The organism is Luteimonas arsenica, from assembly GCF_004352825.1.
Lineage (GTDB): Bacteria > Pseudomonadota > Gammaproteobacteria > Xanthomonadales > Xanthomonadaceae > Luteimonas > Luteimonas arsenica.
Map to the genome: position 1 here is coordinate 371,116 of NZ_SJRW01000002.1, position 18,052 is coordinate 389,167.

Consider the following 18,052-nt stretch of genomic DNA (forward strand, 5'->3'; position numbering starts at 1 on the left):
TGCGCCAGTTCATTCTCCGCAGGGCCATCGCCGCGAGGCCCCGTGATACGCTCCCGACGATGTCCAAGCCACTCTTGACCGCCTTCTTCTCCGCCCTGGTGCCGCTCTCGCTGTCCGCCTGTGCGACCCCGGTCGAACCCACGCCGGCTGCGGCGGATGCCGAAGCAGGTTCGCAGCCGGTCGCGGCTCCGGCGTCGTCGCCGGAGGCCTCCGCGCCCACGCTGCTGCCGGCGGTGCCGCAGCCGCCCGAGCGACCGGTGGCGCCGCCATCGGTGACCGATCCCGACATCCCGCGCGAGCAGCGCATCGCCGCCTTCGTCGACTACACCGCCGACACCTATGGCGTCGACCGCGCGCACATCCGCAGCGTGCTCGCCGGCGCCGAGCACCGGCAGTCGATCGTCGACGCGATGTCGCGCCCGGCCGAGGCCGTGCGCCCCTGGCGCGACTACCGCCCGATCTTCATCAACGACGCCCGCATCAGCGGCGGCAAGGCCTTCTACGCCGAGAACCGCGCCGCGCTCGACCGCGTCGCCGCCGAGACCGGCGTGCCGGCCGAGTACATCGTCGCCATCATCGGCGTCGAGACCAGCTACGGGCGCGTGACGGGCAATTACCGCGTGCTCGATGCGCTGTACACCCTGGCCTTCGGCTTCCCCCGGCGCGCGCCGTTCTTCGCCGGCGAGCTGGCGCAGCTGTTCGCGCTGGAGAAGGAGGAGCCGCAGCTCGACCTCGCCGCGCTCAAGGGCAGCTATGCCGGCGCCATGGGCATGGGCCAGTTCATGCCCTCGAGCTACCGCCTGTGGGCGAAGGACGGCGACGGCGACGGCCGCCGCGACCTGCTGACCCACAAGCCCGACGTTTTCGCATCCATTGCCAACTACTTCGTGATCCACGGCTGGGAGCGCGGGGCACCGGTGGTCGCGCGCGCCGACAAGGCCGAAGGCGCGGCGGAATTCGTGCCCAGCGGCGATCCGAAGTCGCTCGAGCCCGACCATCCGCTGCCGCGGCTGGCGGAACTGGGTTTCACCCCGCGGCCCGGCCAGCCGCTGGCCGAAGGCGCCACCGTGATCGCGCTCGATGGCGACGCCGGGCGTGAGTACTGGCTCGGCTACCGCAACTTCTATGTCATCAGCCGCTACAACCGTTCGCCGATGTATTCGCTGGCGGTGCACCAGTTGGCGCAGGCGATCGCGGGGCGCGAGCCGCGATGAGCGTCCGGCGCGCGAAGTCCGCGTGCTGGGCAGTCGCAGCGGTGGTCGTGCTGCTGGCCGGCTGCGCGGGATCGCCAAAGCGCGATGACGCACCCGCCACCGCGACCGGACCGGCCGCCGGCACCGCCCCGCGCGGTGACGGCCCGAAGGTCTCGCCCTATGCGCCGGCGCAGGAGGATCCCTCCACCCGCGGCGACTACGTCGCCGGCGGCCTGTACAAGCCCGGTGTCGCCGACACGACCCCCGACTACATCCCGGACGTGGACGCGATCCCCGAGCCGGAGGTCGTCGACCTGCCGCGGTCGCGCTACGGCAACGGCCCCATCTACACGGTGCTGGGCAAGCGCTACCGCGTGCTCGACGACACCCGCGGCTTCGTCGAGACCGGGACGGCCTCGTACTACGGCCAGAAGTTCCACGGGCGCCGGACCTCCAACCAGGAGGTCTACGACATGTACGCCTTCACCGCGGCGCACAAGTCGTTGCCGCTGCCGAGCTTCGCGCGGGTGACCAACCTCGACACCGGCCAATCGGTGGTGGTGCGCGTCAACGACCGTGGACCTTTCCACGAAGGCCGCGTGGTCGACCTGAGCTACGCCGCGGCGGTGAAGATCGGCGTGCACCCGCGTGGCACCGCGAGGGTCGAGGTGCGTGCGCTCAGCCCGGGCGAGGATGCCCGCCATCGGCCGGCCGACACCCGGACCGCCGCCGCCGTGGACCCGGCCACCGGCCTGCCGCCCGGCGTGCGCGTGGCCACCGGCAAGCCGCAGGCGATGCCGCCGAGCGGAATGGACGGTCTGGTGGCCGGGCTGCCGGCTTCGGGCCAGGCAGTGGCAACCGCGGCGCCCGCGGCAGCACCGGTCGCTGCCGCGGCCATGTCGCAGGCGGTCGCCTTGCGCGCGGATACGCCTCAGGCGGCGCCTGCTTCGACGTCCGCAGCCGGGTCCGCGCCAGCGTCCGGCGCGGCGCCCGCTCCGGCCGGCGCGTCCTCCGGCGACTGGCGCTTCGACATGCACCAGGACGGCCGGGCGATGACCGCCGACGAGTTCGACGCCTGGATGAAGTCCCGCCGCGCGCGCGTGGCCACCGGCCGCGCCGGCACGCCCGATCCGCGCGACCCGGCGCTGGCGGCGGCATCGAACGCCGCGCCGCAGGCCGCCGCCACGGCGCCCATGCCCGCTGCTTCGACCCCGGCTCCGGCTCCGGCCGCGGCGGCACCGGTTGTCGCGGTCGCGGCACCTGCATCGGTACCTGCGCCGACGGCCGGCGGCATCCTGCTGCAGGTCGCCGCCTTCGGTTCGCGCAACAACGCCGAGCGTGCGCTGTCCATGCTGCGCGGCGCCGGCATCGCCGACGCGCGCCTGCAGGGCGGTACTTCGGCGGGCAAGCCGGTCTGGCGCCTGCGCGTGGGTCCGGTGGCCCCGGCCCTGGTCCAGGAACTCAGCGCCCGCGTCGCGGGTCTCGGGTTTGGTGCGCCACATCCCGTGCGCGAGTGAGCCGCACGGTTAAAATGAACGCTTGTCCCCGCCGCCCGCCCGCGGGCGGCCCGAAATTCCCGGAGTCTCCAGCCTGATGAAAGCCCACGCCGTCCGCGTCGCGCTGTTCGCCGCCGTTTCCGTCGCCACGCTCGGCCTCGCCTTTGCCCAGGATCCCGCGCCTGCCACGCCCGCTCCCGCTGCCGCCGGACCAGGCGCGCTGAGCGACGAACTCCCGGTGCCCGACGCGCCTTCGATCACCGGCACCGCCTGGCTGGTCATGGACCACGCCACCGGCCAGGTGCTGGCCGGCGAGAACGTCGACGAGCGCGTCGAGCCCGCCAGCATCACCAAGGTCATGACCAGCTACGTGATCGCCGCCGAGATGGCGGCCGGCAAGATCAGCGCCGACGACGACGTGATGATGACCGTCAACGCCTGGCGCACCGGCGGCGCCGGCACCGACGGCAGCTACAGCGGCTTCGAGGTCAACAAGACCGCAAAGCTGATCGAGATGGAAAAGGGCATGACCGTGCAGTCGGGCAACGACGCCGCGATCGCGCTGGCCGAGCACATCGCCGGCTCCGAGGAGGCCTTCGCCTCGCTCATGAACGCCTACGCCGCGCGCCTGGGCATGAAGGACACCAACTTCCAGAACGCCACCGGTCTGTCGGCGCCCGAGCACTACTCCACCGCCCGCGACCTGGCGAAGCTGGGCAGCGCGATGGCGCGCGACTTCCCCGAGCACTACGCCTACAACGCGATCAAGGAGTACACCGTCGGCCCGATCACCCAGCGCAACCGCAACGTGCTGCTGTGGCGCGACCAGAGCGTGGACGGGATCAAGACCGGCCACCACTCCGGCGCGGGCTACTGCCTGATGGCCTCGGCCAAGCGCGGCGACCAGCGCCTGGTCTCGGTGGTGATGGGCTCGACCAGCGAGGCCCAGCGCGCCACCGACTCCCAGGCGCTGCTCAACTGGGGCTTCCGCTTCTACGAAACCCACCAGCTCTACGCCGCCGAGGAGGTCGTGGCGACGCAGAAGGTGTGGAAGGGCCAGGCCAACGAGATCTCCCTGGGCGTGGCCGAGCCGCTGCTGGTGAGCATGCAGCGCGGCAAATATTCGAAGCTGCAGCCGAGCATGGACGTGCCGCGCACCCTGGTGGCGCCGCTGGAAAAGGGCCAGGCCGTGGGCAAGGTGCGGGTGATGCTCGACGGCAAGCTGGTGGCCGAAGCGCCGCTGGTGGCGCTGGAAGCAGTGCCGGAAGCCGGCTTCTTCAAGCGCCTGTGGCACGAACTCCTGATGTGGTGGCAGTCGCTCTGACCGTCGCCGGGCCGGGCCCGCGGGGAACCCGGCCGGAACGGGCGAGCCTCAGCGGGCGTTCGACACCTGCGTCGAATTGACCCAGCCGCGGTTGCCCACCTCGTCCTCGACTTCCCACATGGTTCCTTCCTTCGTGCCGGTGGGATAGAGCAGCATCCCCGGCTCGAGGTCGCGCACCGCGCCGCCGCTGCCGTCGGGCGACTTCAGCAGCCGGCCGGGCCGGGACAGCGTGACCGCCTGCGCGACGTTCGCCGCGGAGGCGTCGGACGGCAGGCCACCGAGCTGGGCGACGAGGTCGCTGTAGGCCTGGATGTAGGCCTGCGCTACGACCTGGCCGATCTCGGTGTTGGCATAGCCCGAGGCGCCGCCGGCGACCAGGGCGCCACCGAAGCCGCCGCCACCCCCGCGCCAGCCCACGTCGGTCCTGGTGGCATGGCCTTCGGACATCGCCACCTGCTCGGAGGAGCGGGCGTCGGTCACGGTGAGCACCACATCGGCGCTGCTGCGTTTGAGGTTGACGCCACCCACCACGGCCGCGGCGCGACGGTTGCCCAGCAGGCCGCCGACCACGCCGCCGATGTTGGTGCCGCCGGCGTTGCGGTTCTGCGACACCACGTCCGGCACCAGGACGTAGTCGGCGGCGCGGATCTGGCCCTTGCCGATGTTCGAACCACCGCGCAGCTCGCCCGACGAGGCCAGCGCGCGTTCGGCCTGCATCGCCTGCATGCCGGTGCCGCGGTCGACCAGGGTGAAGCAGCGCGAACGGTTGACGTAGACCTTGATCAGGGCCGCGGGCGAGGGCAGGCGCTGGCCGGTCCACCAGTTCTGTCCGGTCGGCTCGATCACGGCGATCGTGCCCAGGTTGCGCGAGCAGACCGGGACATCGGTGGCCTGCTGGGCGGAAGCCGCGGTGGGCGCGGCCAGCAGGCAGGCGGTGAGGGCGGCGGCGAGGGGCTTGCGTGGCATGGCGTGCTCCGTGGATATGGGTCGATTCCACATCGCCAAACGCAGCGCTTGCCCGCCAGCGGCCGCTCGGCCGCCGTCAGACAGCGGTTCCGGGGCCGGGCGCGGGTCGCGGCGTTTCAGCCATGGCATTGGGATCGCGCGCCCGCGGGCCCATAATCGGGACCATGGAGATCAAGTCCGACAATCCTGAACACGGCTTCCAGTTCCCCGGTGACTTCGAGATCACCGCGATGGGGCCGGCGTCTGCCGGGCTCGAGGTCGAGGTGCCCAACCTGCTGCGCGCGGCGGGGCTCACCGTGGTCCACGAGACCCTGACCAGCCGCCCCTCCAGCGGCGGCCGCTTCGTGTCGGTGAAGCTGACCTTCCGCGCCAACTCCCGCGAGGAGTACGAGAGCGCGCACGCCGCGCTGCGCGAGCATCCCGAGGTGAAGTGGACGCTGTAATCGCCCAGGGCGTGCCGCCGCTGCGGGTGCGCGACCTCGGCCGCCAGGCCTACGAGCCCGTGTGGCGCGCCATGCAGGCGTTCACCGATGCCCGCGGCGACGACACCCCGGACGAACTCTGGCTGGTCGAGCACGACCCGGTGTTCACCCTCGGCCAGGCCGGCAAGCCCGAGCACGTGCTGATGCCCGGCGACATCCCGGTGCTGAAGGTCGACCGCGGCGGCCAGGTGACCTACCACGGCCCCGGACAGCTGGTGGCCTATCCGATGCTGGACCTGCGGCGCCTCGGCATCGGCGTGCGCGAGTACGTCTGCCGCATCGAGCAGGCGATCATCGACACCCTGGCCGGCTGGGGCATCCACGCGCAGCGCCGCGAGGGCGCGCCGGGCGTCTACGTCGACAGCGGCGCCAAGATCGCCGCGCTCGGCATCCGCGTGCGCCGCGGCCGCAGCTTCCACGGCCTGGCCTTCAACATCGCCATGGACCTCGAACCCTTCCACCGCATCAACCCTTGCGGCTACGCGGGGCTGGAAGTGACCTCGGTGCTAGAATGCGGCGGTCCCGCCAGCCTCGAAGCCGCCCAGCCCCCCCTGGTCGCGGCACTTGCCGCACAGCTCGGGCTCGCGCCTGTAGAGGCTGCGGAAGAGCAGGAGCTTTTGCCACGGATGAACGCGGATAACGCGGATTTACGCGGATAAAGCGAAAACAGTTGGAAGAGAATCCGCTTTCTGACGCATCTGCCTTGGCTTTTGCTCTATCCGTGTAAATCCGCGTTATCCGCGTTCATCCGTGGCAAAAAAAATGTCCGATATTTCCGCAAATTCCAGATCCATCCCGCTCAACGTGGTCAGCGACGCGGCGCCGTCGCTGGTGCCGGGGGTGAAGCAGGTGGCCGGGGACAAGATCGGGCGGTCGCCGGTGGCGTTCGTGGATGCGCCGGTGCTGCGCAAGCCGTCGTGGATCCGGGTGCGGATACCGTCCAACGGCGCGGTCGCGGCGTTGAAGTCGAAGCTGCGCGAGAACCGCCTGGTCACGGTCTGCGAGGACGCGAGCTGCCCGAACATCCACGAGTGCTTCGGCCACGGCACCGCGACCTTCATGATCCTGGGCGAGGTCTGCACCCGCCGCTGCAGCTTCTGCGACGTCGCCCACGGCCGGCCGAAGCCGCCGGACGCCGACGAGCCGCGTCGTCTGGCGCAGACCGTCGCCGACATGGGCCTGAAGTACGTGGTGGTGACCTCGGTCGACCGCGACGACCTGCGCGACGGCGGCGCCCAGCACTTCGTCGACTGCATCACCGCCATCCGCGAGGCCACGCCGGGGACCAAGGTCGAGATCCTGACCCCGGACTTCCGCGGCAAGGGCCGCATGGACCGCGCGCTGGAGATCCTGGCCGCCAACCCGCCGGACGTCTTCAACCACAACGTCGAAACCGTCCCGGACCTGTATCGCAACGTGCGCCCGGGCGCCGACTACCAGTGGTCGCTGACCCTGCTCCAGCGCTTCAAGGCCCAGCATCCCGAGGTCGCCACCAAGTCCGGGATCATGCTTGGTCTCGGCGAGACGCAGGAACAGGTCGAGGCCACCCTGCGCGACCTGCGCGCGCACGACGTCGACATGGTCACCATCGGCCAGTACCTGCAGCCCAGCGCCCACCACCACCCGGTGCTGCGCTACTGGACCCCGGAGGAGTTCAAGCACTTCGAGGACTACGGCATGGCGCTGGGCTTCACCCACGTCGCCTCCGGGCCGCTGGTGCGTTCGTCCTACCACGCCGACCGCCAGGCCGCGGGCGCTGGCGTCGCCGCCTGAACCCTGTGCCGCGCCGCTTGGCGAATTGTTCACACCCTGTCCCGTGGCCACGGTTAGAGTGGTTCCGGGCGCCATGACGCGACTTCCAGCACTGTCCGGCCCGCTTCCGGGCCGGCACGGTGCAGGCTGACGCCACGCCCCCACCGTGAGCACCGAGTACACCGCATGAAAGCACGCCAGGTCCTGTCCGTTTCCGCCGTCGCCCTTGCGCTGGCCATGCCGCTGGCGCTGATGGCGCGCGCGGATGGCGACGCGGTCCCGGCCGCACCGACCACCGACCACGCGACGACCTCCAAGCTGGTCTACGGCCTGCTGTCCGACAGCCGCTACGCGTACCGCCCGCGCGGGCTCGATGCCGGCCTGTCGCAGGAGATCTTCCGCCGCTACCTCGAAGCGCTCGACGGCAACAAGCTGTTCTTCGACGCCGCCGACATCGCCCGCTTCAAGCCCTACGAGTCCCGGATGGGCGATGCCGTGCGCCAGGGCGACCCGATGCCGGCGATGGAGATGTACGCGCTCTACAAGCAGCGCGTGGACGAGCGCGTGGCCCACGCCCGCGGCCTGCTCAAGCAGGACATCTTCGACTTCGAGGGCGACGAGCGCTGGTACTACGACCGCGAGGACGCGGACTGGGCGGCCGACAGCGCCGAGCTCGACGAGCTGTGGAAGAAGTCGGTGCGCAACGACTGGCTGCGCCTGAAGCTCGCCGGCAAGGCGCCCGACGAGATCCGCAAGACCCTGGACAAGCGCTACGCCAACATCGCCACCAGCGCCTCGCAGCTGACCAATGAGGACGCGTTCCAGACCTTCCTCAACGCCTACACGGCGTCGATCGACCCGCATACCGACTACTTCAACCCGCGCACCGCCGGCCTGTTCAACCAGAGCATGTCGCTGTCGCTGGAAGGCATCGGCGCGCAGCTGCAGAAGCAGGACGACGTGGTGGTGATCCGCGAACTGATCGCGGGCGGCCCGGCGGCGACCAGCAACAGGTTCACTCCGGGCGACCGCATTGTCGGCGTCGGCCAGGGCACCAGCGGCCCGATGGAGGACGTGATCGGCTGGCGCATCGACGACGTGGTCGACAAGATCAAGGGCAAGGCCGGCAGCCAGGTGCGGCTGGACGTGGTGCCGGTGGACGCGCTGCTCGACAGCGAGCCGGTGCGCATCACCCTCACCCGCGCCAAGGTGCGGCTGGAGGAGCAGGCCGCCAAGTCCAAGGTGATCCAGATCCCGGCCGACGCCGCCGGCGATGCCAAGCGCATCGGTGTGATCGAGCTGCCGGCGTTCTACCAGGACTTCGAGGGCCGCCGCAGCCGCAACGGCGACTATGCCTCGGCCACGCGCGACGTGGCCCGGATCCTGGGCGAGTTCAAGGGCCAGGGCGTGGACGGCATCGTGCTCGACCTGCGCAACAACGGCGGCGGTTCACTCAACGAGGCGGTGGAGCTTACCGGTCTCTTCATCGACACCGGCCCGGTGGTGCAGGTGCGCGAGTCCGGCGGCCGCGTGAACGTGGAGTCCGACCGCAAGGCCGGCGTGTCCTGGGAGGGCCCGCTGGCGGTGCTGGTCAACCGCGCCTCGGCCTCGGCGTCGGAAATCGTCGCCGGCGCCATCCAGGACTACGGCCGCGGCCTGGTGATCGGCGAGACCACCTTCGGCAAGGGCACGGTGCAGAACCTGTTCGACCTCGACCGCTGGCCGGCCAACGAGGGCACGCGCCATGGCCAGGTCAAGATGACCATCGCCCAGTTCTTCCTGCCCGGCGGCAGCAGCACCCAGAACAAGGGCGTGGTGCCGGACATCCGCTTCCCGGCCACGGTCAACGGCAGCGAGTTCGGCGAGAGCACCTACGACAACGCGCTGCCCTGGACCCGCATCTCGGCGGTGCCGCACACCCGCTACGGCAACTTCGCGCCGCTGCTGCCGCGGCTCGAGGAGCGGCACGCCGCGCGCGTGGCCGACGACCTCGAGTTCACGTGGTGGAAGGACGACGTGGCCGAGTTCCGCGCCGAGGCCGAGAAGGAGTACATCTCGCTCAACGAGGCCGAGCGCCGCGCCGAACGCGACCGCCAGGCGGAGAAGCGCAAGACGCGCCAGGAAGAGCGCAAGCGCCTGGGCCTGGACCTCGACCCGCTGGCCGAGCTGGCCGACGACGACGGCCTGACCGCCAACGAGCGCGACATCGCCGCGGACACCGCGCGCGAGCAGGCCGCGGAGAAGCGCCCGGATCCGCTGCTGCGCGAGTCGGCCGCGATCCTCGCCGACGCGGTCCGCCTGCTCGACGGCGACCGCCAGCTGTCGGCCTCGGTGCTGCCGGAGTCGACGGGTCCCGGGCGCTGGGCACGCTGAGTACGCTGGAGTGACCGCGGTCGCGCCGATCGCGCGGCTGGCGGGCCACAGTGATCCGCGCATGGGCCGGTGCGCGGCGTAGAATCGACGGCCTGGCGACGCGCCTTTCCGGCGCGTCGCCGCGTTTCCCGCCTTCCTCTTTCCGCCCGGACGCCAGCATGGGTGCCGCTTCGCCGTCCCTTCCCGCCCGCACGCCGCCTGGTGCGATGGCGATCGCCCTCGCCCTGGGCGCGGTCTATGTCGTCTGGGGATCGACCTACCTCGGCATCCGCTTCGCGCTGGAGGGCGGCTGGCCGCCGCTGCTGATGGCGGGCGTGCGCTTCCTGGCCGCCGGCGGGCTGCTTTACGCGGTGCTGCGCTTGCGCGGCATGCCCGCTCCGACGCGCGCGCAGTGGCGCGACCTCTGGATCATGGGCCTGCTGCTGCTTGGGCTGGGCAACGGCATGGTCTGCATCGCCCAGCAGACGGTGTCGTCGGGGCTGGCGGCGGTGGCGGTGGCCTCGTGCCCGCTGTGGATCGGGCTGTTCGCGGCGCTGCGCGGGGAGCGGCCTTCGCGGCTGGAAACCGTGGGGCTGGCGATCGGCTTCGCCGGCGTGGCCTGGCTCAATGCCGGCAGCTCGCTGACCGCTTCGCCGGTGGGGCTGGTCGCGCTGCTGGTGGCACCGCTGGCCTGGGCCTTCGGTTCGGTGTGGAGCCGCGGCCGCGCGCTGCCGTCGCCGTTCATGGCCGCCGCCGCGCAGATGCTGTGCGGTGGCGTGCTGCTGGTGCTGGCCGGCCTGCTGACGGGCGAGCGCTTCGAGGGAATGCCGACGCCACGCGGCTGGCTGGCGGTGTCCTATCTCGCGGTGTTCGGTTCGATCGTGGCGTTCTCGGCCTACGCCTGGCTGCTGCAGAACGTGCGCGCCAGCCTGCTCGGCAGCTATGCCTACGTGAATCCGGTGATCGCGGTGCTGCTGGGTACGCTGCTGGCCGGGGAGCGCTTCAACGCCCACGACCTGGGGGCGATGTCGGTGATCCTGGCCGGCGTGGTCGCGATCACCGTGGCGACCGCGCGTCGGCGCCGACGCGCGGCGGTGCAGCCGGCGCCGTCGACCGTCGCCGAGCCGATCGCCGCGGCGACCTGTGACGCACCGGCCAGCGTGGCCGCCGAAGGGGAGGCGCGACGATGAGCATGGACGCACGCGTCCGCGGCCTGTGGATGGCTGTCGGTGCCTTCGTGCTCTGGGGCCTGATGCCGCTGTACTGGCACCTGCTCAAGCACGTGCCCTCGCTGCAGGTGGTGCTGCACCGCGCGCTGTGGTCGGCGCTGCTGGTGGCCGCCTTCCTTACGCTCACCCGTGGCCGCGGCTGGCTCGGCGCGGTGTTCTCGCAGCCGCGGCTGGCCGGGATGCTGCTGGCGTCGGGGCTTCTGATCGGCTTCAACTGGAGCCTGTACGTCTGGGCGGTCAACGCCGGCCACGTGGTCGAAACCAGCCTCGGCTACTTCATCAATCCGCTGCTGAACGTGGTGATCGGCGTGGTGTTCCTGCGCGAGCGGCTGCTGCCGGCGCAGTGGGTGGCGGTGGCGCTGGCGGCCTGCGGCGTGCTCTGGCTGACCGTCAACTACGGCAGCTTCCCGTGGATCGCGCTGGCGCTGGCCACTTCGTTCGCGTTCTACGGCCTGATCCGGCGCCAGGCGCAGGTGGACGCCGTGGCGGGCCTGGGCGTGGAGAACCTCTACCTGCTGGTGCCGGCGTCGGCGCTGCTGGCCTGGCTGGAGCTGGGCGGCCACGGCGGGTTCACCGAGGCGCGCTGGGGCTGGGGCAGCAACCTGCTGCTGGTGCTGGGCGGCGCGCTCACCGCGCTGCCGCTGATCGGCTTCGCCTACGCCGTGCGCCAGGTGTCGCTGACCACGGTCGGCCTCCTGCAGTACCTGGCGCCGACCCTGCAGCTGCTCTGCGGCGTGCTGGTGTTCGGCGAGGCCTTCGGCCGCGATCGTGCGATCGGTTTCGCGGTGATCTGGCTGGGGCTGGCGGTGTTCGCCGCCGACGGCTTCATCCGTTCGCGGCGGCGGGTCGTGGCCCAGCAGGCCTGAGCCGCCGCCGCGAACGTGGCTCAGGCCGCGCGCAGGGCGTCGGTGACCGGCATGGTCGCCGCGCGCAGGGCCGGGAACAGGCCGCCGACGAAGCCGATCGCCAGCGCCCACTTCAGGCCCTCCCAGAGCAGCCCGGGCGAGACCTTGAACTCGAAGCTGAGCTGGGCGACGCCGCCGGCGAGCGTGGAGGCGGTGTAGCCGTTGAACACCAGCCAGGCCAGCAGGCCGCCGAGCGCGCCGCCGAGTGCGGCGAGCAGCATGGTCTCCAGCATCACCGCCACCACCACCGGCATGCCGCGGAAGCCGATCGCGCGCAGGGTCGCGATCTCCCGCGCGCGCGAGGCGACGCTGGCGAACATGGTGTTGAGCGCGCCGAACACCGCGCCGATGGCCATGATCGAGCCGACCACGATGCCGATGATCCGCAGCACCTTGGACAGGCCCTCGGACTGCCCCTGGAAATAGGCCAGCGTGGTCTGCGCTTCGACCTGCAGGCGCGGATCGGCGTCGAGGGTGGCCTTGAAGGCGTTGAAGGCCGAGGCGTCGGCCAGCCGCGCGAACACCGAGGCGCGGCTCGAGCCGCGGCGATAGCTGGTGGCGACCACTTCGGCGTCGGACCAGATCTCCGACTCCATCGAATCGCCGGACTCGAACACGCCGACCACCGTCCAGGGCTGGTTGCCCAGGCGCAGCTCCGTGCCCGGCTCCAGGCCCGTGAACTGCCTGCGCGCGCCCTTGCCGACCACCAGTTCGCGCTTGCCCGGTTCGAAGCGCCGGCCTTCGACGAGGCGCACGTTGGGGCGCACCGCCCAGGCCATGTCGCCGACGCCGCGCAGCTGCACGCTGCCGTCCTCGTCGGCGCCGCCGCCGCGGATCGGCAGGTTGGCCGCGACCACCAGCTCCGGCGAGGCCAGCGGCCGGCCGTCGGCGTCGCGCGCGATCTCGGGCGCGCGTTCGATGGCGGTGATGGACTCGCGCGACAGCACCGACATCAGCTCGGCCGAGGAGCCGCCGCGCAGCACGATCGCGGTCTGTTCGTCGCCGCTGCTGCTGACCGTGTGCCGGTAGCCCTCGGCCATGGCCAGCAGGGCCACCAGCACGCCGACCACGCCGGCGATGCCGACGATCACCACCGACGAGGCACCCAGGCGCTGCGCCAGCGTGCTGACGCCGATGCCGGTCACCGAGGCCGCCTGGCGGCCGCTGCGGGTGGACAGCATCCACAGCGCGAAGGCCACGGCCACGCCGAGCAGGGCCGGCCAGGGCAGGGCGATCCAGGCCGCCAGGAACACCGCCAGCAGCAGCACCAGGCCGGCGCCGCGCAGGAACGATTTGAACTTTTTCATGGCATGCGCTCCTTCAGCGGCCCGCGAGGGCGTCGACGATGTTCAGGCGCATGGCGCGGATCGCCGGCAGCGCGCCCACCAGCAGGCCGATGCCCAGCATCAGCGCCAGTCCCAGCATCCAGCTCTGCAGGCCCACCGGCGGCAGGCTGATCATGCCGCCGCTGCCGGCCGAGGCCGCCGGCCCGATCACCGCGGCCAGGCCCAGGCCGAGCACGCCGCCGATCACCACCATCAGCATCGATTCCGCCAGCACCATGCCCAGCACGCTGGTGCTGGAGAAGCCGATCGTCTTCAGCACCGCCAGCTCCGAGGTGCGCTCGCGCACCGCCTGCGCCATGGTGTTGCCGGTGAGCAGCAGCAGGGTGAAGAACACCGCGCCCATGATCGAGCCCACGATCAGGCCGATGTCGGCCATCTGCTTGAGCTGCGAGGCCATCGCCGCCTGCTCGCTCATGCTCTTGGTCTCGTGCGGCGAGTTGGCCGACAGCGCGTCGATCGCCTTGGCCGCGGCGTCGCTGCGGCGCACGTCGGAGACGCGGCTGATGTACCAGCCCACGTCGCCGTCGATGTAGGGCGAGGACTCGGCGAAGTAGTCGTAATGCATCAGGATCAGCGCCTCGGTGAAGCCGGCGCTCTTCTTGTCCTTCGCGCGCAGCACGCCGACGATGTCGAACTCCCAGTTCAGGCTGCCGTCGCTGTTGGGGTAGATGGTCGACTGCAGCGGGATGCGCTGGCCGACCTCCCAGTTGAAGCGCTTCATCATCGTGTCGCCGACGAGGATGCCGGTGCGGCTGCGCTTCCAGGCCTCGACCTGGGCCGGATCGACGTCCATCTCGGGATACAGGTCGAGGTAGTTCGGTGCCACCGCGAAGGTGAACAGCTGGTTCTTCGGATCCTGGTAGGCGCCGCCGAACCAGTTGGCGTGGGTCACCGCCTCGATGTTGTCGATGGCGGCGATCCGCGCCTGCAGCGACAGCGGCAGGGTCTCGATGAAGGACAGCTTCGACGCGGTCTGCAGGCGCTGGGCGCCGTCGGCGTTCTGGCCGAGCTGGGCGAAGCTGGTGCGGATGCCGTCGAGCAGGCCGAACAGCAGGAACGCGGCCATGATCGAGGCCAGGGTCAGGAAGGTGCGGGTCTTGCGCCGGAACAGCGCCGCCCAGACCAGGTGGAAGTACTTCATGTCGACCTCCTCCGGTTGCCGGTGTGGCTCAAGCCGCGTGTGCCTGCTGTTCGACCAGGGTGCCCTTGTCGAGGTGCAGGGTGTGGCTGGCGTACTCGGCCGCCTTCGGGTCATGGGTGACCATCACGATCGTCTTGCCGTGCTCGCGGTTGAGCTCCTGCAGCAGGCCCAGGATCTCCTCGGCCGACTGGCGGTCGAGGTCGCCGGTGGGCTCGTCGCAGATCAGCAAGGTCGGATCGGAGACGATCGCGCGCGCGATGGCCACGCGCTGCTGCTGGCCGCCGGAGAGTTCGGTCGGCTTGTGCGAGGTGCGGTCGGACAGGCCGACGAGTTCGAGCGCGATCTGCGCATTGCGCTTGCGCTGCGCCGCACCGAGCTTCGTCAGCAGCAGCGGCAGCTCCACGTTCTTCTGCGCGCTGAGCGCCGGCATCAGGTTGTAGAACTGGAACACGTAGCCGACGTTCTGGCTGCGCCAGGTCGCCAGCTGCCCGGCGCCCATGCGGTCGATGCGCTGGCCGGCGATGTCGATCTCGCCGCCGGTGGGCGCGTCCAGGCCGCCGATCAGGTTGAGCAGCGTGGTCTTGCCCGAGCCCGAGGGCCCCATCAGCGCCACGAAGTCGCCGCTGGCGATGTCGAGGTCGATGCCGTGCAGCACCTCGACCTTCTCGGGGCCGCGCTGGTAGGTCTTGGTGAGGTTGCGGATCGATACCAGGGTGGTCATCGCCATGCTCCGGTGGATGGGTTGGATGGGGAACTGCTAGGGACTGGCCACGGCGACCTTGTCGCCGTCGGCCAGGCTGGCCGGCGGGTCGAGGACGACGGTTTCGCCGGGTGCGACCCCGGACAGCACGCTGCGCTGCGCGCCCGCGCCGCCGCCGGTGGTGACGGTGCGGCGCTCGACGCGGTCTTCGCCGGTGACGACGAAGGCCACTTCGGCACCGTCGCGCGAAGCGATGGCCGCGGCCGGCACGCGCACGCCGCGCGGCTCGTCGCCTTCGGCCTGCTCCGGCGCGCGCTCGAGGAAGCTCACGGTCACGCCCATGTCCGGCACGATCCGCGGATCCTTCTCCTTCAGCGCCACGCGCACCTTGACCGTGGCCTTGCCGCGGTCGGCGGTGGGAATGATGGCGATCACCTCTGCCGGGATCTTCCAGTCCTGGTAGGCGTTGAGCGTGGCTTCGACCGGCATCCTCGGCTGCACGCGGCCGATGTAGGCCTCGCCGACATCGACCTCCACTTCCAGCGAATCCATGTCGACGATGGTGCCGATGCCGGTGCGGGTGAAGCCGCCGCCGGCCGACAGCGGCGAGACGATTTCGCCCGGCTGCGCCGCCTTGGCGATCACCACGCCGGCGAAGGGCGCGCGCACGATGGTGTTGTCGACGCCGAGGTCGGCGATGTGCAGCTGGTCGCCGGCCACGTCCACCTGGCGCTGCGCCGAGGCCAGCTGCGCGCGCAGCGAGTCGCGGGTGGCGATGGCCTGCTCGTACTGCGCCCGCGAGACCAGCTGCTGGCCGACCAGGCCCTCCAGCCTGCGCGCATTGGCCTCGGCCTCCTTCAGCTGGGCCTGCACGTTGCCGACCTGGGTGCGCGCCGCGGCGAGCTGCGCGGCCGAGAGATTGCGTTGGGCGTCGGCGTCGATGGGGTCGAGGGTGGCCATGACCTGGCCTTCCTTCACCGCCATGCCTTCCTCGATCAACACCTCGCGCACGCGCCCGGTGATCTTGGCCGAGACCGTGGCCATCCGCCGCGCGACCACGTAGCCGCTGGCGTCGAGCACCGAGGCCGAGGCCGCGCCGCCGCCGGTGGCGACCGCAGTTGCCGTGCGCACCTCGACCGCGCGTTCGCCGCCCAGCAGCGCCCAGGCGAGGCCGGCGAGCAGCAGCACGGCGACGGCGACCGCGAGTCCGATCCACAGTCCGCGGCGCGAGGGCGGAGGCGTGGGCTGGCGGTCGATGCGGAGCTCCCGCAGCAGGTCTGCTTTCGTGTTCATGCGATCCCCGACGGTGGCAGGGGGCCGAGTGTGACGGCATCGGGCGCGCGCCGTCACCTGACGCCTGTCATGTGCGATGGGTGATCGCCTGGACTGCCGCGGGCGGGCGGGGCTGCCTAGCCTGTGTCCACACCGGAGGAGGACGGACCATGGACCACCGCTTCGACATGCCGCTGGCCAGCTTGCAGGATGCCCGCAAGCGCTATGGCGCGATCGCCGCCCTGGACGGGGTCGACCTCGAACTGCGTGGCGGCCAGGTGCTGGCCTTGCTCGGCGCCAACGGTGCCGGCAAGACCACCGCGATCTCGCTGCTGCTGGGCCTGGTCGAGCCCGATGCCGGCCAGGTGCGGCTGTTCGGCCGCGATCCGCGCGAGCTGGCCGCGCGCCAGGGCGTGGGCGTGATGCTGCAGTCCGGCGCGATCGTCGAGACGCTGACCGTGGCCGAGCTGCTCGACCTGACCCGCAGCTACTACCCGGATCCGCGCAGCGTCGAGGACTGCGCCGCCATCGCCGGCCTCGATGGCCTGCTGAAGCGCCGCTACGGCGCGCTCTCCGGCGGCCAGCAGCGGCGCGTGCAGTTCGCGCTCGCGATCTGTGGGCGGCCGCGGCTGCTGTTCCTCGACGAACCCACCACCGGCCTCGACATCGAAGCGCGGCAGGGCCTGTGGCGCGGCCTGCGCGAGCTGGTGGCCGCGGGCACGTCGGTGCTGCTGACCACGCACTACCTGGAAGAGGCCGAAGCCCTGGCCGACCGCGTGGTGGTGCTGGCCGGCGGCCGCGTGGTGGCCGACGGCAGCCTTGACGAAGTGCGTGCGCGCGTCGACCAGCGCCGCATCCGCTGCCGGACCACGCTAGACGCCGCCGAGGTGGCGCGTTGGCCGCAGGTGCGCGCCGCGAACCGCGACGGCGGGCGGCTGGAGGTCGTTGCCGATGCCGCCGAGGACGTGGTGCGTCGCCTGCTGGCCGCCGATCCGGCGCTGTCGGGGCTGGATGTCAGCCGCGCCGGCCTCGCCGAGGCTTTCCTCGAAATCACCCGTGATGCGCCCCTGAAGGAGGCCGCGTGATGAACACCATCGCCCATGCACCCGTGGCCGCGCGCCCCCACCCGCTGCTGCGCAGCTACGTCCTGGAAGCGAAGTACGAGTTCCTGCGCCTGCTGCGCACGCCGATCTTCGCGCTGCCGACCCTGCTGTTCCCGGTGATGTTCTACCTGCTGTTCGGCGTAGCCATGAACCGCGGCGGTGGTGGCGCCGCGCAGTACCTGCTGGCCACCTACGGCGTGTTCGGCGTGATGGGTGCGGCGCTGTTCGGCTTCGGCGTCACCGTGGCCATGGACCGTGAACAGGGCCTGCTCGCGCTCAAGCGCGCGCTGCCGATGCCGCCCGGCGCCTGGCTGCTGGCGAAGATGGCGATGGCCCTGCTGTTCTCGGCCATCGTCTCGCTGCTGCTGGCGGTGATCGCGGGCGTGCTGGCGGGCGTGTCGCTGGCCCCGGGGCAGTGGATCCTGCTGTGGCTGGTGCACGTGGCTGGCGCGCTGCCGTTCTGCGCCATCGGCCTGTACATCGGCGTGCTGGTGAAGGGTTCGGCGGCGCCGGTGGTGGTCAACCTGCTGTACCTGCCGATGTCGTTCCTGTCCGGCCTGTGGCTGCCGGTGTCGATGCTGCCCGGCGTGCTCGCGCGGATGGCACCGGTGTGGCCCTCGTACCACCAGGGCCAGCTCGCGCTGAAGGTGGTCGGCATGGATGCGGGCCAGCCGCTGGCGCTGCACCTGGGCGTGCTCGCGGTGGTGAGCGTGGGCTTCTTCGTGCTGGCCCGCGCGCGCCTGGCGCGGCGCGGCTGAAGGCCGCCGCGCCCTGCCACGGCGCAGGCGTCG

16 protein-coding genes are annotated in these 18,052 nt (G+C 71.3%); 11 read left to right on the plus strand and 5 right to left on the minus strand.

Annotated elements, in window-relative coordinates; all coding sequences use genetic code 11:
* Positions 1 to 59 precede the first annotated feature (59 nt).
* The 3 genes from mltB to E2170_RS09175 all read left to right on the plus strand — a co-directional run bounded on the left by mltB (position 60) and on the right by E2170_RS09175 (position 4,013).
* A complete protein-coding gene (gene mltB, locus E2170_RS09165; RefSeq protein WP_133000366.1) occupies positions 60 to 1,214 on the plus strand; it encodes a lytic murein transglycosylase B in 1,155 nt (384 codons plus the stop codon).
* Entirely contained in the window at positions 1,211 to 2,710 is a 1,500-nt protein-coding gene (locus E2170_RS09170; protein ID WP_133000367.1) for a septal ring lytic transglycosylase RlpA family protein, read from the plus strand. The genes mltB and E2170_RS09170 overlap by 4 nt, the downstream gene beginning before the upstream one ends.
* Before the next feature lie 76 nt (positions 2,711 to 2,786).
* Entirely contained in the window at positions 2,787 to 4,013 is a 1,227-nt protein-coding gene (locus E2170_RS09175; protein ID WP_133000368.1) for a D-alanyl-D-alanine carboxypeptidase family protein, read from the plus strand.
* A 48-nt stretch (positions 4,014 to 4,061) separates the two neighbouring features.
* On the opposite strand, the gene E2170_RS09180 is transcribed toward E2170_RS09175, so the two are convergent.
* Complete coding sequence (locus tag E2170_RS09180; RefSeq protein WP_133000369.1) at positions 4,062 to 4,979, minus strand: CsgG/HfaB family protein; 918 nt, start codon at positions 4,977 to 4,979, stop codon at positions 4,062 to 4,064.
* Positions 4,980 to 5,143: 164 nt separating this feature from the next.
* Here E2170_RS09180 and E2170_RS09185 point away from each other — a divergent pair, with 164 nt between their 5' ends.
* The 6 genes from E2170_RS09185 to rarD all read left to right on the plus strand — a co-directional run bounded on the left by E2170_RS09185 (position 5,144) and on the right by rarD (position 11,660).
* Positions 5,144 to 5,422, plus strand: coding sequence for a DUF493 family protein (locus E2170_RS09185; protein WP_133000370.1), 279 nt, complete (start codon positions 5,144 to 5,146; stop codon positions 5,420 to 5,422).
* A complete protein-coding gene (gene lipB, locus E2170_RS09190) occupies positions 5,410 to 6,120 on the plus strand; it encodes a lipoyl(octanoyl) transferase LipB (RefSeq protein ID WP_133000371.1) in 711 nt (236 codons plus the stop codon). Before E2170_RS09185 ends, lipB begins: the two co-directional genes overlap by 13 nt.
* A 103-nt stretch (positions 6,121 to 6,223) precedes the next feature.
* Complete coding sequence (gene lipA, locus E2170_RS09195; protein ID WP_133000372.1) at positions 6,224 to 7,234, plus strand: lipoyl synthase; 1,011 nt, start codon at positions 6,224 to 6,226, stop codon at positions 7,232 to 7,234.
* A 165-nt stretch (positions 7,235 to 7,399) separates the two neighbouring features.
* Positions 7,400 to 9,586 carry a carboxy terminal-processing peptidase gene (locus tag E2170_RS09200; RefSeq protein WP_133000373.1) on the plus strand — a complete coding sequence of 729 codons (2,187 nt, stop codon included), beginning with the start codon at positions 7,400 to 7,402 and terminating at the stop codon, positions 9,584 to 9,586.
* Between the two features lie 206 nt (positions 9,587 to 9,792).
* Complete coding sequence (yedA, locus tag E2170_RS09205) at positions 9,793 to 10,755, plus strand: drug/metabolite exporter YedA (RefSeq protein WP_425477848.1); 963 nt, start codon at positions 9,793 to 9,795, stop codon at positions 10,753 to 10,755.
* Positions 10,752 to 11,660 carry an EamA family transporter RarD gene (gene rarD / locus E2170_RS09210; protein ID WP_133000375.1) on the plus strand — a complete coding sequence of 303 codons (909 nt, stop codon included), beginning with the start codon at positions 10,752 to 10,754 and terminating at the stop codon, positions 11,658 to 11,660. Before yedA ends, rarD begins: the two co-directional genes overlap by 4 nt.
* 20 nt (positions 11,661 to 11,680) lie before the next feature.
* Here rarD and E2170_RS09215 read toward each other — a convergent pair whose 3' ends face one another.
* From E2170_RS09215 to E2170_RS09230, 4 genes are read right to left on the minus strand one after another with little or no spacing between them, the layout of a single operon-like run.
* Positions 11,681 to 13,006 carry an ABC transporter permease gene (locus E2170_RS09215; RefSeq protein ID WP_133000376.1) on the minus strand — a complete coding sequence of 442 codons (1,326 nt, stop codon included), beginning with the start codon at positions 13,004 to 13,006 and terminating at the stop codon, positions 11,681 to 11,683.
* A gap of 13 nt (positions 13,007 to 13,019) precedes the next feature.
* On the minus strand, positions 13,020 to 14,186 hold the full coding sequence (locus E2170_RS09220) for an ABC transporter permease (protein WP_133000377.1): 1,167 nt from the start codon (positions 14,184 to 14,186) through the stop codon (positions 13,020 to 13,022).
* A 28-nt stretch (positions 14,187 to 14,214) separates the two neighbouring features.
* Positions 14,215 to 14,907 carry an ABC transporter ATP-binding protein gene (locus E2170_RS09225; protein WP_133000378.1) on the minus strand — a complete coding sequence of 231 codons (693 nt, stop codon included), beginning with the start codon at positions 14,905 to 14,907 and terminating at the stop codon, positions 14,215 to 14,217.
* Between the two features lie 36 nt (positions 14,908 to 14,943).
* On the minus strand, positions 14,944 to 16,179 hold the full coding sequence (locus tag E2170_RS09230) for an efflux RND transporter periplasmic adaptor subunit (RefSeq protein WP_133000379.1): 1,236 nt from the start codon (positions 16,177 to 16,179) through the stop codon (positions 14,944 to 14,946).
* Positions 16,180 to 16,328: 149 nt separating this feature from the next.
* On the opposite strand from E2170_RS09230, the gene E2170_RS09235 reads away from it, so the two are divergent.
* Together E2170_RS09235 and E2170_RS09240 are read left to right on the plus strand one after the other, a co-directional pair.
* Positions 16,329 to 17,243 carry an ABC transporter ATP-binding protein gene (locus tag E2170_RS09235; RefSeq protein ID WP_133000380.1) on the plus strand — a complete coding sequence of 305 codons (915 nt, stop codon included), beginning with the start codon at positions 16,329 to 16,331 and terminating at the stop codon, positions 17,241 to 17,243.
* Positions 17,243 to 18,019, plus strand: coding sequence for an ABC transporter permease (locus E2170_RS09240; RefSeq protein ID WP_133000381.1), 777 nt, complete (start codon positions 17,243 to 17,245; stop codon positions 18,017 to 18,019). The genes E2170_RS09235 and E2170_RS09240 overlap by 1 nt, the downstream gene beginning before the upstream one ends.
* The last annotated feature ends 33 nt before the right edge of the window (positions 18,020 to 18,052 follow it).

What these genes read in the sequence shown, in the direction of transcription:
- mltB (WP_133000366.1), top strand. Translation starts at nt 60, where the DNA reads ATGTCCAAGCCACTCTTGACCGCCTTCTTCTCCGCCCTGGTGCCGCTC.
- E2170_RS09170 (WP_133000367.1), top strand. Translation starts at nt 1,211, where the DNA reads ATGAGCGTCCGGCGCGCGAAGTCCGCGTGCTGGGCAGTCGCAGCGGTG.
- E2170_RS09175 (WP_133000368.1), top strand. Translation starts at nt 2,787, where the DNA reads ATGAAAGCCCACGCCGTCCGCGTCGCGCTGTTCGCCGCCGTTTCCGTC.
- E2170_RS09180 (WP_133000369.1), bottom strand. Translation starts at nt 4,979, where the DNA reads ATGCCACGCAAGCCCCTCGCCGCCGCCCTCACCGCCTGCCTGCTGGCC.
- E2170_RS09185 (WP_133000370.1), top strand. Translation starts at nt 5,144, where the DNA reads ATGGAGATCAAGTCCGACAATCCTGAACACGGCTTCCAGTTCCCCGGT.
- lipA (WP_133000372.1), top strand. Translation starts at nt 6,224, where the DNA reads ATGTCCGATATTTCCGCAAATTCCAGATCCATCCCGCTCAACGTGGTC.
- E2170_RS09200 (WP_133000373.1), top strand. Translation starts at nt 7,400, where the DNA reads ATGAAAGCACGCCAGGTCCTGTCCGTTTCCGCCGTCGCCCTTGCGCTG.
- yedA (WP_425477848.1), top strand. Translation starts at nt 9,793, where the DNA reads ATGGCGATCGCCCTCGCCCTGGGCGCGGTCTATGTCGTCTGGGGATCG.
- rarD (WP_133000375.1), top strand. Translation starts at nt 10,752, where the DNA reads ATGAGCATGGACGCACGCGTCCGCGGCCTGTGGATGGCTGTCGGTGCC.
- E2170_RS09215 (WP_133000376.1), bottom strand. Translation starts at nt 13,006, where the DNA reads ATGAAAAAGTTCAAATCGTTCCTGCGCGGCGCCGGCCTGGTGCTGCTG.
- E2170_RS09220 (WP_133000377.1), bottom strand. Translation starts at nt 14,186, where the DNA reads ATGAAGTACTTCCACCTGGTCTGGGCGGCGCTGTTCCGGCGCAAGACC.
- E2170_RS09225 (WP_133000378.1), bottom strand. Translation starts at nt 14,907, where the DNA reads ATGACCACCCTGGTATCGATCCGCAACCTCACCAAGACCTACCAGCGC.
- E2170_RS09230 (WP_133000379.1), bottom strand. Translation starts at nt 16,179, where the DNA reads ATGAACACGAAAGCAGACCTGCTGCGGGAGCTCCGCATCGACCGCCAG.
- E2170_RS09235 (WP_133000380.1), top strand. Translation starts at nt 16,329, where the DNA reads ATGGACCACCGCTTCGACATGCCGCTGGCCAGCTTGCAGGATGCCCGC.
- E2170_RS09240 (WP_133000381.1), top strand. Translation starts at nt 17,243, where the DNA reads ATGAACACCATCGCCCATGCACCCGTGGCCGCGCGCCCCCACCCGCTG.